At 61.5% G+C, this 17,306-nt stretch carries 14 protein-coding genes and 1 tRNA gene; 11 read left to right on the top strand and 4 right to left on the bottom strand.

The features are described from left to right. Positions 1–81: 81 nt before the first annotated feature. The 3 genes from AB4N80_RS04315 to AB4N80_RS04305 all read left to right on the top strand — a co-directional run bounded on the left by AB4N80_RS04315 (position 82) and on the right by AB4N80_RS04305 (position 3,119). Positions 82–1,758 (top strand): vWA domain-containing protein, encoded by a 1,677-nt coding sequence (locus AB4N80_RS04315; RefSeq protein ID WP_122566747.1) that lies wholly within the window; start codon positions 82–84, stop codon positions 1,756–1,758. 174 nt (positions 1,759–1,932) lie between these two features. Further along, the gene (locus AB4N80_RS04310) at positions 1,933–2,505 is read left to right on the top strand and encodes an RNA polymerase sigma factor (protein ID WP_122566761.1); all 573 of its coding nucleotides are present in this window, start codon (positions 1,933–1,935) and stop codon (positions 2,503–2,505) included. Continuing rightward, complete coding sequence (locus AB4N80_RS04305; protein ID WP_122566746.1) at positions 2,502–3,119, top strand: hypothetical protein; 618 nt, start codon at positions 2,502–2,504, stop codon at positions 3,117–3,119. Before AB4N80_RS04310 ends, AB4N80_RS04305 begins: the two co-directional genes overlap by 4 nt. Positions 3,120–3,181: 62 nt before the next feature. On the opposite strand, the gene AB4N80_RS04300 is transcribed toward AB4N80_RS04305, so the two are convergent. Beyond that, a tRNA-Arg gene (locus AB4N80_RS04300) sits at positions 3,182–3,258 on the bottom strand. Between the two features lie 349 nt (positions 3,259–3,607). On the opposite strand from AB4N80_RS04300, the gene gabD reads away from it, so the two are divergent. The 3 genes from gabD to AB4N80_RS04285 all read left to right on the top strand — a co-directional run bounded on the left by gabD (position 3,608) and on the right by AB4N80_RS04285 (position 7,863). Next, positions 3,608–5,050: an NADP-dependent succinate-semialdehyde dehydrogenase gene (gene gabD / locus AB4N80_RS04295; protein ID WP_122566745.1), complete on the top strand. Its 1,443-nt coding sequence runs from the start codon at positions 3,608–3,610 to the stop codon at positions 5,048–5,050. Positions 5,051–5,223: 173 nt separating this feature from the next. Then, positions 5,224–6,501: a 4-aminobutyrate--2-oxoglutarate transaminase gene (gabT, locus tag AB4N80_RS04290; RefSeq protein ID WP_122566744.1), complete on the top strand. Its 1,278-nt coding sequence runs from the start codon at positions 5,224–5,226 to the stop codon at positions 6,499–6,501. A gap of 144 nt (positions 6,502–6,645) precedes the next feature. Next, positions 6,646–7,863, top strand: a complete 1,218-nt coding sequence (locus AB4N80_RS04285; RefSeq protein ID WP_122566743.1) for an HDOD domain-containing protein — start codon at positions 6,646–6,648, stop codon at positions 7,861–7,863. Between the two features lie 146 nt (positions 7,864–8,009). On the opposite strand, the gene AB4N80_RS04280 is transcribed toward AB4N80_RS04285, so the two are convergent. Beyond that, positions 8,010–8,999: a GGDEF domain-containing protein gene (locus AB4N80_RS04280; RefSeq protein WP_122566742.1), complete on the bottom strand. Its 990-nt coding sequence runs from the start codon at positions 8,997–8,999 to the stop codon at positions 8,010–8,012. Positions 9,000–9,329: 330 nt separating this feature from the next. Next, positions 9,330–10,514 (bottom strand): delta-9 fatty acid desaturase DesA, encoded by a 1,185-nt coding sequence (desA, locus tag AB4N80_RS04275; protein WP_122566741.1) that lies wholly within the window; start codon positions 10,512–10,514, stop codon positions 9,330–9,332. Between the two features lie 144 nt (positions 10,515–10,658). Between desA and dibA the strand changes: the two genes are divergently transcribed. Continuing rightward, on the top strand, positions 10,659–12,566 hold the full coding sequence (gene dibA, locus AB4N80_RS04270; protein ID WP_122566740.1) for a phosphodiesterase DibA: 1,908 nt from the start codon (positions 10,659–10,661) through the stop codon (positions 12,564–12,566). A gap of 612 nt (positions 12,567–13,178) precedes the next feature. Here the strand turns inward: dibA and AB4N80_RS04265 are convergent. Continuing rightward, on the bottom strand, positions 13,179–13,586 hold the full coding sequence (locus tag AB4N80_RS04265) for a DUF6124 family protein (RefSeq protein WP_305482384.1): 408 nt from the start codon (positions 13,584–13,586) through the stop codon (positions 13,179–13,181). Positions 13,587–14,067: 481 nt separating this feature from the next. Between AB4N80_RS04265 and oscA the strand changes: the two genes are divergently transcribed. The 4 genes from oscA (at position 14,068) to cysW (ending at position 17,306) form a co-directional block, all read left to right on the top strand. Then, on the top strand, positions 14,068–14,250 hold the full coding sequence (gene oscA / locus AB4N80_RS04260) for a sulfur starvation response protein OscA (protein ID WP_003186967.1): 183 nt from the start codon (positions 14,068–14,070) through the stop codon (positions 14,248–14,250). A gap of 137 nt (positions 14,251–14,387) precedes the next feature. Further along, complete coding sequence (locus tag AB4N80_RS04255; RefSeq protein ID WP_305469113.1) at positions 14,388–15,401, top strand: sulfate ABC transporter substrate-binding protein; 1,014 nt, start codon at positions 14,388–14,390, stop codon at positions 15,399–15,401. 204 nt (positions 15,402–15,605) lie between these two features. Further along, on the top strand, positions 15,606–16,424 hold the full coding sequence (cysT, locus tag AB4N80_RS04250; protein WP_013692011.1) for a sulfate ABC transporter permease subunit CysT: 819 nt from the start codon (positions 15,606–15,608) through the stop codon (positions 16,422–16,424). A gap of 12 nt (positions 16,425–16,436) precedes the next feature. Further along, a complete protein-coding gene (cysW, locus tag AB4N80_RS04245) occupies positions 16,437–17,306 on the top strand; it encodes a sulfate ABC transporter permease subunit CysW (RefSeq protein ID WP_024618577.1) in 870 nt (289 codons plus the stop codon).

Here is a 17,306-nt window from a genome sequence, read left to right as displayed (position 1 = left end):
TAATTTCCACCGGTTAACCCGAACCGTGTGTGCCTTGCGTCTGAGCGTGTGTACGAATCATTCATTCACGAGGTTCAGCCCATGTCCCGTCCACTTCCCTTTATGCGTCCTGCTGCCCAAGGCTTCGCCGTGACTTTGCTGGTGGCGTTGGCCGGTTGTGGGTTGTCTTCCTCCCGGGAGGCGGCCAATCCGTCCGAACCGGTGGCCGTGGCGCCCAGCGTCGTACCGCAAGGCGAGATCGCCGAAGTGCGCCAGTCGACGGTCAAGCGCACGCTCATGAAACCGGCATCGATGCCCGCCCCCAGCGTGGCGAACGATGCTGTCACTGCGGGTTACCGCGCCGAGTCGCGTGAACAATACGAAAAACTGCCGGACAACCCGATTCACAGCGTGGCCGAAACGCCGGTGTCGACCTTCAGCGTGGATGTCGATACCGGCAGCTATGCCAATGTGCGACGTCTGCTCAATCAAGGCAGCCTGCCGCCCGAAGGTGCTGTGCGGCTGGAGGAAATGGTCAATTACTTCCCGTATAGCTACGCCCTGCCCACCGACGGCTCACCCTTTGGTGTGACCACCGAAGTGGCCCCGTCACCGTGGAATCCCCACACCCGCTTGCTGCGCATCGGCATCAAGGCCAGCGACCGCGCCGTGGCGGATCTGGCGCCGGCCAACCTGGTCTTCCTGGTGGACGTTTCCGGCTCCATGGATCGTCGCGAAGGCCTGCCGCTGGTCAAGAGCACCCTGAAACTGCTGGTGGACCAATTGCGCGATCAGGACCGGGTGTCCCTGGTGGTCTATGCCGGCGAATCCCGGGTGGTGCTCAAGCCCACCTCGGGTCGCGACAAGGTGACCATCCGCAACGCCATCGATCAACTCGACGCCGGTGGTTCCACTGCGGGCGCTTCGGGTATCGAACTGGCCTATCAGATGGCGCGGGAGAGCTTCATCGACAAAGGCATCAACCGCATCCTGCTGGCCACCGACGGCGACTTCAACGTCGGCATCAGTGATTTCGACAGCCTCAAGCAGATGGCGGTGGACCAGCGTAAAAGCGGCGTCTCCCTGACGACGCTGGGCTTCGGTGTGGATAACTACAACGAACACCTGATGGAGCAACTCGCCGATGCCGGTGACGGCAACTACGCCTACATCGACAACCTGCTCGAAGCGCGCAAGGTCCTGGTGGACCAGCTCAGCTCCACCCTGGCGGTGGTGGCGCGGGATGTGAAGTTGCAGGTGGAGTTCAACCCCGCCCAGGTCAGTGAGTATCGCCTGCTGGGCTATGAGAACCGTGCGTTGAAACGTGAGGACTTCAACAACGACAAGGTCGACGCGGGCGAGATCGGCGCCGGGCATACGGTGACGGCGTTGTATGAAATTGTTCCGAAGGGCGCGCCGGGCTGGCTGGAGCCACTGCGCTATGGAAGTACGCCCAAGTCGGAGAGCACGTCAGGGGAATTGGCGATGTTGCGCGTACGCTACAAGCCGGCTGAGGGCGGTAGCAGTCGATTGATCGAGCATCCCATTGCTGGCGTGCAGAACGACCGCAAGCCCAGCGATGACCTGCGCTTCTCGGCCGCTGTTGCCGCCTTCGCCCAACAGCTCAAGGGCGATGGACGCTACACTGGGACGATGACTTTGAAGGACACCGCACAATTGGCGCGCTCGGCCCGCGGCGATGATCCGTTTGGGCTGCGTGGCGAGTTTGTGCAGTTGGTGGAGCTGGCCCAGAGCCTTGAGCCCGCGGCCAAGCGCTGATCCCGAGCACAACGAGGGGCAAATGTGGGAGCGAGCTTGCTCGCGATGGCTTCGGATCAGTTGGCATTGATGTTGACTTATGCACCGCCATCGCGAGCAAGCTCGCTCCCACAGGTTTCCCTTGTTGTCTGCCAGGACTGTGTTGCAATGATCGGAAAGGAGTTCCTCACTGACATGCCCGCTGCGCTTGATTCTCCCAGCGACGAATCGCTGCTGGCCCGCTACCGCAACGGCGACGGGGCTGCTTTCGAAGCCTTGTACGCCCGCCATCGGCAAGGGCTTTACCGTTTCCTGATGTCCTTGAGCAACAAGGCCGAACTGGCCGAGGAAGTCTTCCAGGACACCTGGCTCAGCCTGATTCGCAGCACCACCCAGCCACAAGGCCGGGCGAGTTTTCGTACCTGGTTGTTCCAGATTGCCCGCAACCGCTTGATCGACCACTGGCGCAAACATGGCGGCCACAACCCGTTGCACGACAGTTACGACGAGCAGCTCCACGTCCAGCCCGACGACACCAGCAGCCCCGAGCAACAGCTGAGTCTGAGCCGCGACCAGGCGCGTCTCGACGCCGCGTTGCAGGCCTTGCCCGAGGATCAGCGAGAAGTCTTCCTGCTGCGCCTGCACGGTGACTTGGAGCTGCCACAGATTGCCGCCCTGACCGGCGTCCCGCTGGAAACGGTCAAAAGCCGCTTGCGTTACGCCCAGCAGAAATTGCAGCGACTGCTGGCCGAGGAGGTACCCGCATGATCGACCCCAAACACACCCCGGATCCCGATGACGAAAGGCTCATCGAGCATTTTCGCCAACACGCCAGCGGCGAGCCGCCGGCCTCCCTGGACGCCTTCATCCTGGCCACCGCCCGTCGCGAAGCCCCGACGCCGACGCCAAGCCTGTGGCAACGCTGGCTGCAAGCCTGCCAACGGCCGCGCTGGCAAATGGCATTCGCCACGGTCGCCGGCGTGGCGCTGATGATTGGCCTGGTACTGCGTTCCCCTGTGCCCCACGACGAACTGGCCTCACCCGCTTCGATGGAATTTTCCGCCGACCAGCAAGAACCCGCCGTAGCCGCTGCACCCCCACCGGCCATGCCCGCCCCCGCGCCGATCACCCGCATGGCGCCCCAGGGCGAACTGGCTCGGGCCCCGGCCAGCCCGATGCAATCCATGGCGGAAAAGCCAGCGGCAAAGATGAGCAAATCCGCGCCAGCTGCACTGCCATCGCTGGAGCAGGGCCTGATGGAAATCCTGCGCTTGCGCGAGGCGGGTGAGAGCGAGGCCGCTGATGAGAAGCTGCTGGCGCTGCACAAGCGCTTCCCCAAGGAAGACTTGCCGGCGCGGTTGGAGGCGTTGCGCAAGCGTTGAGTGAGACAGCGCCCACAAAAAAGCCCCAGGTCTTGCGACCAGGGGCTTTTTGATTCTGAGGATGGTGCACCAGGCGGGATTCGAACCCACGACCCCTGCCTTCGGAGGGCAGTACTCTATCCAGCTGAGCTACTGGTGCGACGCGGGCGCCATGATACTCATATGCGTGGCGGGCGTCCATGCTGCTGAATCGCCTGCGTTTTTGGGCAGCTCGCCGGGTGTTGGCTACGCTGATCAGAAAAAGCGGGCAAATTCGGTTTTTTCGTTCTTTTTTTCGAACAGCCTATTGTCCTTCACCCCCATCGGCCCTAGGATTCGTTTGAGATTTCAAACGCTCTTGTCTGGGTGCTGAACCGCACGTCTGTGCTTATGTGCGTTATTTCTGTGCTTCAGCCCGGTGAATGATTTCCCTGACGGCAGCCCCCGAGGCGCCTTTCTACAAATCTAATTCGCTCCGCGTGCGCGCGGTGCTGTTAAGGAAAGCCGACATGCAGCTTAAAGACACCCAGTTGTTCCGCCAGCAAGCCTTTATCGATGGCGCTTGGGTCGATGCGGACAATGGTCAGACGATCAAGGTCACCAACCCGGCGACGGGCGAAGTGTTGGGCACTGTGCCGAAGATGGGCGCTGCCGAAACCCGTCGTGCGATCGAAGCCGCCGACAAGGCGCTGCCGGCCTGGCGTGCGCTGACCGCCAAGGAGCGCGCCAACAAGCTGCGCCGCTGGTACGAATTGCTGATCGAAAACCAGGACGACCTCGGTCGCCTGATGACGATGGAACAAGGCAAGCCGCTGGCCGAAGCCAAGGGCGAAATCGTCTACGCCGCCTCGTTCATCGAATGGTTCGCCGAGGAAGCCAAGCGCATCTACGGCGATGTGATTCCCGGCCACCAGCCCGACAAGCGCCTGATCGTGATCAAGCAGCCGATCGGCGTGACCGCGGCCATTACTCCGTGGAACTTCCCGGCCGCGATGATCACCCGCAAGGCCGGCCCGGCGCTGGCTGCCGGTTGCACCATGGTTATCAAGCCGGCTTCGCAAACCCCGTTCTCGGCCCTGGCCCTGGTGGAACTGGCGCACCGTGCCGGCATCCCGCAAGGCGTGCTGAGCGTGGTCACCGGTAGCGCTGGCGACATTGGTGGCGAGCTGACCAGCAACCCGATCGTGCGCAAGTTGTCCTTCACCGGCTCGACCGAAATTGGCCGTCAGTTGATGGCCGAATGTGCCAAGGACATCAAGAAAGTCTCCCTGGAACTGGGCGGCAACGCGCCGTTCATCGTGTTCGACGACGCGGACCTGGATAAGGCCGTCGAAGGCGCGATCATCTCCAAATACCGCAACAACGGCCAGACCTGCGTCTGTGCCAACCGCCTGTACATCCAGGACTCGGTGTACGACGCGTTCGCCGAGAAACTGAAAGTGGCGGTGGCCAAGCTCAAGATCGGCAACGGTCTGGACGATGGCACCACCACCGGTCCGTTGATCGACGGCAAGGCGGTCGCCAAGGTCCAGGAACACATCGCCGATGCGGTCAGCAAAGGCGCGACCGTGCTGTCGGGCGGCAAGGCGATGGAAGGCAACTTCTTCGAGCCGACCATCCTGACCAACGTACCGAAAAACGCCGCCGTGGCGAAGGAAGAAACCTTCGGCCCGCTGGCGCCGCTGTTCCGCTTCAAAGACGAAGCCGAAGTGATCGCGATGTCCAACGACACCGAGTTCGGCCTGGCTTCGTACTTCTATGCCCGCGACCTGGGCCGTGTGTTCCGTGTGGCCGAAGCCCTGGAATACGGCATGGTCGGCGTCAACACCGGTTTGATCTCCAACGAAGTCGCGCCGTTCGGCGGCATCAAGGCCTCGGGCCTGGGCCGTGAAGGCTCCAAGTACGGCATCGAGGACTACCTGGAAATCAAATACCTCTGCCTGGGTATCTGATCCGCTTCAAGCGCAAAGGGCACGAGAGCGCTGTCCCTTTGCGTGGTTTCAAATTGTATTTTCTTTGCGGCCGGGAACGCCGTGGCAGTCGATCATCGCATGCTGCCGCCGCTGACTTCTCGCCGTGTAATCCTTGAACCACGCCGACCGATGAGCGGCGAATGAGGACTGTAATGAGCAAGACTAACGCTGACTTGATGGCCCGCCGTACCGCCGCTGTTCCCCGTGGCGTCGGCCAGATTCACCCGATCTTTGCCGAGTCGGCGAAGAACGCCACGGTAACCGACGTCGAAGGTCGTGAGTTCATCGACTTCGCCGGCGGTATCGCCGTGCTGAACACCGGCCACGTGCACCCGAAAATCATCGCTGCCGTGACCGCACAGCTGAACAAGCTGACCCACACCTGCTTCCAGGTCCTGGCCTACGAGCCGTATGTGGAACTGTGCGAAAAAATCAACGCCAAGGTCCCGGGTGATTTCGCCAAGAAAACCCTGCTGGTCACCACCGGTTCGGAAGCGGTGGAAAACGCCGTGAAGATCGCCCGCGCCGCCACGGGCCGTGCCGGTGTGATCGCCTTCACCGGCGCTTACCACGGTCGCACCATGATGACCCTGGGCCTGACCGGTAAAGTCGTGCCGTACTCGGCCGGCATGGGCCTGATGCCTGGTGGCATCTTCCGCGCGCTGTACCCGAACGAGCTGCACGGTGTGAGCATCGATGATTCCATCGCCAGCATCGAGCGCATCTTCAAGAACGACGCCGAACCCCGTGACATCGCCGCAATTATCATCGAGCCGGTACAGGGCGAGGGTGGTTTCTACGTAGCACCCAAGGCCTTCATGGAGCGCCTGCGCGCCCTGTGCGACCAGCACGGCATCCTGCTGATCGCTGACGAAGTGCAGACCGGTGCCGGCCGTACCGGCACCTTCTTCGCCATGGAACAGATGGGTGTTGCCGCCGACCTGACCACCTTCGCCAAATCCATCGCTGGCGGCTTCCCGTTGGCCGGTGTGTGCGGCAAGGCCGAGTACATGGATGCCATCGCCCCAGGTGGCCTGGGCGGCACTTATGCCGGTAGCCCGATCGCCTGTGCGGCGGCGCTGGCGGTGATGGACGTGTTCGAAGAAGAGCACCTGCTGGACCGCTGCAAGGCTGTGGGCGAGCGTCTGGTGACTGGCCTCAAGGCGATCCAGAGAAAGTACCCGGTCATTGGTGAAGTACGTGCCTTGGGCGCGATGATCGCCGTGGAACTGTTCGAAAACGGCGACACCCACAAGCCGAACGCCGCGGCAGTGGCCCAGGTGGTGGCCAAGGCGCGGGACAAGGGCCTGATCCTGCTGTCCTGCGGTACTTATGGCAACGTTCTGCGGGTACTGGTGCCGCTGACCTCGCCAGACGAGCAACTGGACAAAGGCCTGGCGATCATCGAAGAGTGCTTCTCCGAGCTCTGATTTACGAACTCTGATTGTGCACTGATTCACAAAAAACCCGCTTCGGCGGGTTTTTTCATGGCCGCGGGCATATCCCGCAGGTTTGAGCTGTCTGGAACGGCCTTCATTGTCTAAGGTGCATGTATAGCAAGGGAGCGATGTTGCATGACTGCTGTGGTTTTACCCGCCGTACCGCGTGTGTTGATCGCCGAGGCTGACCCGGCGTCCCGGGAGCTGCTTGAGCAAGTGCTGTCGGGCGTGCGCTGCGATGCCCGAGTGGACACCTGCGGCGACGGGCAGCAGGCCCAGGATTTGCTGGCACATAATTCGTACGACCTGGTCATCGCCGATTGGGAGCTGCCGGGTGTTGATGGCCTGACTATCCTGCGTGGCCTTCGCCAACAGCATCGAGCTGCGCCGTTACCGTTCATTCTGATGAGCCGGCGTAATGACAGCGCCAGTGTGCGTGAGGTCGTGCCCCTGGCGCCGACGGCGTATTTGACCAAGCCTTTGAACCGGGAAAGCCTGACCCAGCGTTTGCAAGGGTTGCTGTTGAGTGGCGCTGAAGACACCTCCGGCGATGTGCCGGTTCCGGGGCCGGGGCAGACCTTGGTAGCCTTTCTGGAACGGCGACGGGATCTGTCCGAAGGCGCGCCGCTGATGACCGATGTGCAGGTGGCGGTCAAGCGTTGCCTCAACCCCACTGGCCTGGATCTGAAACTGCTGGAAGAAGAGATCCGCACCGACCCGCAAATTACTGGCGTGCTGATTGCGGCGGCCAACAGCGCTGCCCAGCATCAGGGTGGCGGCCCGGTGCAGACCGTGGCCCAGGCGCTGCACCAGCTCGGCACGGGGCAGAGCATGAACCTGATCCTCGTCCTGACCCTCAAGCGCTGCGCCCGCCTCAGCGTTCCGTATCTGGCGGACTATGCCAAGCGCTACTGGGAATTGTCGCTGCACACCGCCGAGTACGCCCGGACCCTGGCGCGGCTGCTGGATCTGGAACCGGAACGCTGTTACTGCGCGGGGCTGCTGCATCGCCTGGGCGACCTGGCGCTGCTGCGTTGCCTGGAAGAATGGACGCAGGCGGGTGGCGAGCTGGATGAGTTGGAGGAAGTGGGTAATTCCCTCGATCAATACGGCGCCGGCTTCGGCTCGGCGCTGCGCACTCGCTGGCGTCTGCCGCTGGAGTTGCGTGAGTTGATCGCGGCCGCCTATAGCCTGGGGGGTGGGGTTTATTCCCGCGAGGCGCTGGTGATGAACATGGCGGCGCAGATGGCCCACCTGACCGAGCATGAAGGGCTTGAAGAACTGGCCCAGGGGCGTACGGCGCGCTTATTGAAGATCGGATTGCCGGAACTGATGCGCTTGCGCCGCAAGTAGCCCCACCACCTGACCCCTGTGGGAGCGGGCTTTGTGGGAGCAAAGCTTGCTCGCGATGCAGGCAACTCGGGTTCAAGTGGACACCGAGGCGCTGCTATCGCGGGCAAGCCTTGCTCCCACAGGGGGTCAGTGGCGGGACAACTCACTCAAGCCGCGATGATGCGGTTCTTGCCCTTGCGCTTGGCCTCGTACATGGCCGCGTCGGCCCGGGAGAACAGGCTGTCGAGGCTCTGATCGTCGGCCGTGATGCTGGTCAGGCCCTGGCTGACGGTAATGCCGAAGGTCTGCTCGCCACAACGGAACATCAGGCGCTGGATTTCCCGTTGCAGCCGCTCGGCCACCTGCAATGCCATGTCGGGGGCGCAACCGGGGAACACCGCCGCGAACTCTTCGCCGCCGATCCGCCCGAACAGGTCGCCGCGCCGGAGCACGGAGCGGCCACTTTCGGCGATCTTCTGCAACACGGTATCGCCTTCCTGATGGCCGTAGGTGTCGTTGATCACCTTGAAGTCATCGATGTCCAGCAACAGGAATGCCATGGGCGTCCCTTGTAGCCGCGCTTGCTCGAACTCGCGGTGGGCGCATTCGAAAAAATGCCGGCGATTGCTGCTCTGGGTCAGCACATCGGTGGTCGCCAACCGCTGCAGCTCACTTTCCAGCAGCTTCTTTTCGGTGATGTCCTCGGCGATACCGACGACGATCACCGGTTGCCCAGGTTCAGCCTTACGGTTGATGAAGCACTTGTCGCTCAGCCAGCGGACCTGGCCGTCACCAGCGATGATGCGGTATTCACGATCTTCGACGGCGCCCTTGACCAGGACTTCGGCCAGGCTGCGTTCGGCGTACTCCAGGTCGTCGGGGTAGATTGCATCGCGCCATTCGTTGTAGTCAGCCAGGACCAGGCCGGCGGGGCGGCCGAAGATCCGCTCGTAGGCGGGGCTGACATACAGCACTTGCCGGGTTTCCCAGTTGAACGCCCATAGCACGGCATTGACGCTGACCAGCAGCGAGCTGAACAGTTGCTCACGTTCGCTCAGGCGCGCCACTTCGCCCTGGGCATGCATCAGCGCCATGAGCGTCTGGGCCGCCTCGGGCCAATGAGGTAGGGAGTAATCCTGTAGGTTCTTGTCGACCATCGGCACAAATCTCAAAGAGCGTGCACTGCTGTTGTTTTGCACGCACTTTTCTCCAAAGCCCGCCAGGATGGCGAAGTGCTCTTTGAGATAGGGGATTCGGGGCGAAGTTCCTTTTCAGGCGACGAAGGGCGGGGGATTTAGCGAGTCGAATTATGGGAGCTGAACCTGTGGCGAGGGGATTTATCCCCGCTGGGCTGCGAAGCAGCTCCAAGACAGTCAATTCAAGTGATTTTGATACACCGAGTCATCAGGTTTCAGGGCTGCTGCGCAGCCCAGCGGGGATAAATCCCCTCATCACAAAAGCCCTTCTTCACAGGGGGAGTTGCATCGTCAGGCCGTGGCAGGCCTTAGCGAGTAGGTCTTGAGCTGGTCGGCGAAGTCCCGCAGGGACTGGATGCCGCTGGCCTCGGCTTCGCTGACCCATTCCTTGATGGCGGCGAGCATGTCGTGGCCGTTGCTGCTGGTCTTGACCCAGATCTGCTGCAAGGCCAGGCGTTTCTCGTAGATCACCTTCAGTGCGTGGCTGTGTTCGAGCATGTTCTGGATACGCACGTGGTGACGATCGTCCAGCAGGCTGGTTTCCCGCGACAGCAGGCGTTTGGCCCGGTGGAACTGGTGACGTACCGAGTGATCGACCTTCTCCAGTTCCTGCTTGACCAGCGGCGCGATGACCAGCCGGCGGTACTGCGCCATGATCTGGAAGCGGTTGTTGAGGATCGCCATGGCCGTGTCCATGTCCAGGTGGCCCTTGCCTTCGACCCGGTGGGCGATCGGTGCAACCCGCTGGACCTTGGCCAGGCGCAGGAAACTGAACACCCGGATCCAGGCCCAGCCCAGGTCGAATTCCCACTTGCGCACCGACAGCTTGGCCGAGTTGGGGTAGGTGTGGTGGTTGTTGTGAAGTTCTTCGCCGCCGATCAGGATGCCCCAGGGCACCAGGTTGGTCGCCGCGTCGCGGCATTCGAAGTTGCGGTAGCCCACGGCATGGCCCAGGCCATTGACCACACCGGCGGCCCAGACGGGAATCCACATCATCTGGATGGCCCAGATGGTGATGCCGATGGTTCCGAACAGCAGCAGGTCGATGACGCCCATGATCGCCACGCCCAGCAGCGGGAAGCGGCTGTAGAGGTTGCGCTCGATCCAGTCGTCGGGGCAGTTCTTGCCATAGATGCGCAGGGTTTCCGGGTTTTCCGCTTCGGCGCGATACAGCTCGGCGCCTTTGCGCAGCACGGTGGACAAGCCCTTGATGACCGGGCTGTGGGGGTCATCCTCGGTTTCGCATTTGGCGTGGTGCTTGCGGTGGATGGCGGTCCACTCGCGGGTGTTCTGCGCCGTGGTCAGCCACAGCCAGAAACGGAAGAAATGTTTGAGACCGGCGTTGAGCTCCAGGGAGCGATGCGCCGAATAACGGTGCAGATAGACCGTGACGGCGATGATCGTGACGTGGGTCATCAGCAGGGTGACTGCCACCAGTGACCAGGCCGACAAGCCAAGAAAACCTTCGTACCACATAGGCTGTAGGGCCCTCGATAAAGATAGAAACCGCCGTTGCATTATCACCAGCCCCACAGATAAAACCAGTCGGCCTTTCAGATAAGAGTGGCTGAATGTTTCTTCCTCTATAATCCACCTCTTTGTAAGGACATGGATGGCCGAATGCCTGCCTATCAACGCAGTGCCATGCGCGTAGCGCTGCTTTACCTCGTGTTGTCAGTCGTCTGGCTGCAGCTGATTGGTTATTTATTGAGCAGTTTCTTCGATCAATTCGCCGACAGGCAGCGCTGGCTCCTGATCAATGGTTATGCCTGGATCCTGCTCAGCGCCGGGCTGATCTTCCTGGCCCGGGCACGGATCTCGCGGTTTTTCGCCAAGGGCGAGCACGGCGCCGATCGCGAGCGCCTGCGCCAGGCCGCCGCCGTCTTCGATTGCACCCGCGAAGGGGTGTTGGTGACGGACCACAACGGCCTGATCGTGCATGTGAATCGGGCTTTCATGGCGATCACCGGTTATGCCCGGGACGAAGTACTGGGCCAGCGCCCCAACCTGTTCAAGTCTGGTCGCCATGGGCCGGATTTCTATCGCGACATGTTTGCCGCGCTGGACAACCTGGGCGAGTGGAGTGGTGAAATCTGGAATCGGCGTAAAAGTGGTGAGATCTACCCACAATGGCAGACGATCCGCGTCATTCGCGACGAAAACGGCCGGGTCAGCCATTATGTGGCGGTGTTTTCTGACATCAGCGCCCTCAAGGATTCCGAGCATGAGCTGGCGTACCTGGCCCACCACGATCCGCTGACAGGCTTGCCCAACCGCCTGCTGTTTTCCGACCGTACCGAGCAGGCCCTGACGTCGTCGCAGTTGCACAAGCGTGGCTGTGCGCTGTTGCTGGTGGACCTGGATCACTTCAAGAACATCAATGACAGCCTGGGCCACAATGTGGGCGATGAGTTGCTCAAAGGCGTGGCCGAGCGATTTCGCGGGCTGTTTGCGCCGGGCGTGACCCTGGCGCGGCTGGGGGGCGACGAATTTGCGCTGCTGGTGGAAAACTGCTCCCAGCCCGATCAGGCCGCGGCGTTGGCCCGGCGCATCCTCGACGCCTTGAAAGAACCGCTGCGGTTCGATGAGCACGCGTTGTTCATCAACGCCAGCATCGGCATCAGCCTGTTTCCCGGCGATGCCCTGAACGCCGGGCAACTGTTGCGCAATGCCGACTCGGCGCTGTTCAAGGCCAAGAGCGCCGGACGCGATGGCTACGCCTTGTACACCGAAGAGCTCACTGCCCACGCGCAGCAACGGGTCGAGATTGCCTTCGAGCTGCGTCGCGCACTGCAGCAGCAGGAGTTGCGCGTTCATTACCAACCGGTACACGACTTGGCGAGTAGCCGTCTGGTCGGTGTCGAGGCGCTGGTGCGCTGGGAGCATCCCACGCGGGGGCTGGTGTCGCCGGCCGAGTTCATTCCCATCGCCGAGCGAACCGGTCTGATTGCCCAGATCGATGCCTGGGTTATGGACCAGGCCTGCCGGCAGATGTGTCGGTGGCAGCAGGCGGGCGTGGCGTTGGCGTTCGTCGCGGTCAACGTCTCGAGTCGGCTGTTTGCCCATCGTGAGTTGTATGAGCAGGTCGCGCAGGTGTTGCACGACACGGGCCTGGATCCGGCCTGCCTGGAATTGGAAGTGACGGAAAGCGCGGTGATGGAAGACCCGGAGGTGGCGCTGGAGCAGATGCATCGCCTGCGGGAGTTGGGCGTGCGCCTGGCCATCGACGATTTCGGCACGGGTTATTCGTCGTTGCTGCGGCTTAAGCGTTTGCCGGTGCAGAAGCTGAAGATCGATCAGGGTTTTGTCGCGGGGTTGCCGTGGGATGAGGATGATGCGGCGATCGTTCGGGTGATCATTGCCTTGGCCCACAGCATGGGTATGCAGGTGCACGCCGAGGGCATCGAGCAGCGTGAGCAGGCGGTGTTTTTGCTTGGACTGGCGTGTGAGTTGGGGCAGGGTTACTGGTTTGGCCGGCCGATGGTGGCGGCGCAGTTGGATTGGGATCGGGCGCCGGTTATTGCTTGATCGTCCGTGGTATTGGTGTTGGTCGAGTACATATCCGTTGCTGCGGTAACGGCGGCTTAGGGTTCCGCCCTTACGGCGGGTCACTTTTGAAGAGCCCGGAAGCCGGCCCAGTCAAAAGTAACCAAAACGCTCCTGCCCCACCACTCGGCACCTCGCCTAGGCTCGGTGTGCCCTCACTCCGGCATTGCTCCGTGGGCCCGCCGCGAAGGGCCATCCATGGCCCAGCGCGGCTATCCCGGCATCCATGCCGGGATGCCCACTCCACAATGCCTGCGTTCGGCCATCGTGGTTGACGGGGCGCTGAGATCAACGTCCACCCCACCACGAGGCGGCCTGAGAGCCGACCTGGTTCTTGGTGAGACCGCGTTCCTCCTGTGGGAGCGGGCTTGCTCGCGAAGGCGGCCTTACAGCCGGCCTATCTCTCCCGGCTGTACCCCGATCCAACTGTGGGAGCGAGCTTGCTCGCGATGGGGCCGTATCAGCTTGCATCGATAGTGCCTGATACACCGTCATCGCGAGCAAGCTCGCTCCCACAGTTGTTTTGTGTCGACTGCTATATCCGCGACAACCCACTTCCCCTGTGGGAGCGAGCTTGCTCGCGATGGCGCCGGCTCAGCCTGCATCAATGCAATGCTTTACACCCTTGGTGCCAGGCGCCGCCGCCTCCTTTGTTTCCAAATGATCCAACGCCCGCTCAACCAGCAACTGCACCCCATCGGCCATGCGGCTGATCGCCAGGGCGATGCAGCGGCGTGAGTCGTCCACGTCGTCAGCCAGGTCGGCGGCGATGGTGCTGATGGAGAGCAGGTCTTCGGAGGCGTTGGCGAGCAGGGTTTCGGTGTCTATGTGGGGGGACACGATGAAGAGTTGGTTTTTGTCAGGTTCGGGCGGTGAGGCGGGCTTGGGGTTGAGGTAGTAGTCGAGGGCGCGGGTGGCGGCGTCATCGAGCTTTTTTTCTTCCTGCGCTTGGACGCGGGATTTGTGGCCGCTTTGCGGCGGATTCGGTGAATGCTTGACCATATTTATGTACCAGAGTTGGAGTCGCCATCCTTTCGCTTGCATTCGAAGAGGTGGCAACTGTACGTAGGTGTGCAAGACCGGTCCGGTACCGCCGGCAGACCCGAAGGTCTCCCACGCACAATTGCCATAACGGACGCGAGCATAAAAAAATGCTCGGTCAATAGCCATAAGCAATTACGTACCAGTCCGGACTTGCACGTCCGTGTCACCGTTTTTTGCGATGACGCACAGAGGTTAGCGGCGCTCGGGAACGCTGCCTAGTTCATGAACAGCCCTGCGTCTTGAAGGAAATATCCGAGGGTTTGGCAGGGAAAAAGCCCCCCAATTACCTCTGCCGTAGGACGTCGGCTACGTTCCGTGATTTTGGTTATATAAAAATTCTTAAATAGTCTTTTTAAGAATATCTGCGCTTATCTAGTATTGCTCCCACGCCGCAAGCAGTGCCGCCCACTGCCAGGCATTCATTCAAAGGAGCAGCAGCATGAGCGCATCTCTACGTAGCGTTGACGGCCAGGACGAAGCAACCATCTTGCGCGAGATCCAGAGCGCGTTGCGCGATCTGCGCTTTGGGGCAGTGGAAATCACCGTGCACAACGCCCAGGTGGTCCAGATCGAGCGCAAGGAAAAATTCCGGCTGCAACAACCCAGTCATAAGCCGTCTTGAAAAACAGGAGATCGCAGCCTTCGGCAGCTCCTACAGGGGGGCTTGATGTAGGTGCTGTCGAAGGCTGCGATCTTTTTCAACAAGCCAAACGAATTTTCAGAAGCCATAAGAAAACCAGAATTCCAGGAGCTTTCACCATGTCGTCCATTCGTCGTTATGCCCTGGCCGCGCTGGCCAGTGCTGTTTTTGCAGGTTCCGCCGTCGCCAAGGATTACGAGCTGCTCAACGTGTCCTACGACCCGACGCGCGAGCTTTACCAGGATTACAACGCCGAATTCGTCAGCTTCTGGAAGAAAGCGCACCCGGACGACAGCGTGAAGATCCAGCAGTCCCACGGTGGTTCGGGCAAGCAAGGCCGTGCGGTGATCGATGGTCTGCGGGCCGACGTGGTGACCTTGGCCCTGGCCGGCGACATCGATGAAATCGCCAAGCTGGGCAAGTCGCTGCCAGCGGACTGGCAAACACGCCTGCCGGACGCGAGCACGCCTTACACGTCCACCATCGTGTTCCTGGTGCGCAAGGGCAATCCCAAGGGCATCAAGGACTGGGGCGATCTGATCAAGAATGACGTGTCGGTCATCACCCCGAACCCGAAGACCTCCGGCGGTGCGCGCTGGAACTTCCTCGCTGCCTGGGCCTACGGCCTGAAGGCCAACGGGGGGGACGAGGCCAAGGCCAAGGAATACGTGCAGGCGTTGTTCAAGCACGTGCCGATCCTCGACACCGGTGCCCGTGGCTCGACCATTACCTTCGTCAACAACGGTCAGGGCGACGTATTGCTGGCCTGGGAAAACGAAGCCTTCCTGGCGCTCAAAGAAGACGGTGGCGCCGATAAGTTCGACATCGTCGTGCCGTCGCTGTCGATCCTCGCCGAGCCGCCGGTGGCGGTGGTGGACAAGAACGCCGAGAAAAAGGGCAATGCCGAGATCGCCGAGGCATACCTCAAGCACCTGTACAGTCCGGCCGGCCAGGAAATCGCCGCGAAAAACTACTATCGCCCGCGTGACAAGGACGTGGCCGCCAAGTACGCCCGGCAATTTCCGAAGGTGGAGCTGGTGACCATTGACAAGGACTTCGGTGGCTGGAAAAACGCGCAACCGAAGTTCTTTAATGATGGCGGCGTGTTCGACCAGATCTATCAGGCACAGTAAGCTGAAACACGCCTGAATAAGCTGATTACAGTTGCAAAGCTAAAGCCGGACACCGAATTTGTGGTGAGGGGATTTTGTGGGAGCAAGGCTTGCCCGCGATGGATGCGATGCGGTCGTTCAGAAACCGAGTCGCCTCTATCGCGGGCAAGCCTTGCTCCCACACAGTCTTGCTTCCATGTTTAGTGTTTTTAACCAAGGACCTTTATGTCGCGTCGCATATCCCCCGTCATACCCGGCTTCGGGCTGACGCTGGGCTACACCCTGGTGTACCTCAGCCTGATTGTGCTCATACCCCTGGCGGCGATGTTCGTGCATGCCGCCCAACTCACCTGGGAACAGTTCTGGGCGATCATCTCGGCGCCGCGGGTGCTGGCGGCCTTGAAGCTCAGTTTCGGCACCGCGCTGTACGCCGCGATCATCAACGGCGTGATCGGTACGCTGCTGGCCTGGGTGCTGGTGCGCTACACCTTCCCCGGCCGCAAGATCATCGACGCGATGATCGACCTGCCGTTCGCCCTGCCCACCGCCGTGGCCGGTATTGCCCTGACAGCGTTGTACGCGCCGACCGGTCTGGTTGGCCAGTTCGCCACTGACCTGGGTTTCAAGATCGCCTACACGCCGTTGGGCATCACCCTGGCGCTGACCTTCGTGACGCTGCCGTTCGTGGTGCGCACGGTGCAGCCGGTGCTGGCCGATATTCCCCGTGAAGTCGAAGAGGCGGCCGCCTGCCTCGGTGCCAAGCCGTGGCAGGTATTCCGCCACATCCTCGTGCCGGCGTTGTTGCCGGCCTGGTTGACCGGCTTCGCCCTGGCCTTTGCCCGTGGCGTGGGCGAGTACGGTTCGGTGATTTTCATCGCCGGCAACATGCCGATGAAAACCGAGATCCTGCCGCTGCTGATCATGGTCAAGCTCGACCAATACGATTACACCGGCGCCACCTCCATCGGCGTGCTGATGCTGGTGGTTTCCTTCGTCCTGTTGCTGCTGATCAACCTGCTGCAGCGGCGCATCGAAACCCCATAAGGAGGCGCGAACATGTCCCAATCGTCTATTTCCGCAGCCTCCACCAACGCCGCCCGTCGCGGCAGTGCGACGTCGCGGCGCGTGTTGATCGGCCTCGGCTGGCTGATTTTTGCGCTGTTTTTGCTGTTGCCGCTGTTCATCGTGGTGTCCCAGGGCCTGAAGCTTGGGCTGGGGGCGTTCTTCACCGCGATCTTCGAACCCGATGCGCTGTCGGCGTTGAAGCTCACGGTGATTGCAGTGCTGATCTCGGTACCGCTGAACCTGGTATTCGGTGTCAGTGCCGCGTGGTGCGTGAGCAAATATTCATTCCGTGGCAAGAGCATGCTGGTGACGCTGATCGACCTGCCGTTCTCGGTGTCGCCGGTGATCGCGGGCCTGGTCTACGTGCTGATGTTTGGCGCCCAGGGCCTGTTCGGGCCGTGGCTGTCGGATCACGACATCCAGATCGTGTTCGCGCTGCCGGGTATCGTCCTGGCGACGATCTTCGTCACCGTGCCGTTCGTGGCCCGTGAGCTGATCCCGCTGATGCAGGAACAAGGCACCCAGGAAGAAGAGGCCGCGCGCCTGCTGGGCGCCAATGGCTGGCAGATGTTCTGGCATGTCACCGTGCCGAACATCAAGTGGGGCCTGATCTATGGCGTGGTGCTGTGTACCGCCCGGGCCATGGGCGAGTTTGGCGCGGTGTCGGTGGTGTCCGGGCACATTCGCGGGGTGACCAACACCCTGCCGCTGCACGTCGAGATCCTCTACAACGAATACAACCACGTGGCCGCGTTCGCTGTGGCGAGCCTGTTGCTGATCCTGGCGCTCTTCATCCTGCTGCTCAAGCAGTGGAGCGAAAACCGAATCAACCGCCTGCGCGCCAGCGCCGCGGAGGAATAA

The sequence above is a fragment of the Pseudomonas sp. H3_A02 genome (assembly GCF_054671965.1).
The sequence above is the reverse complement of the archived record's forward strand: the minus strand, read 5'-3'. Positions and strand labels throughout refer to the sequence as shown.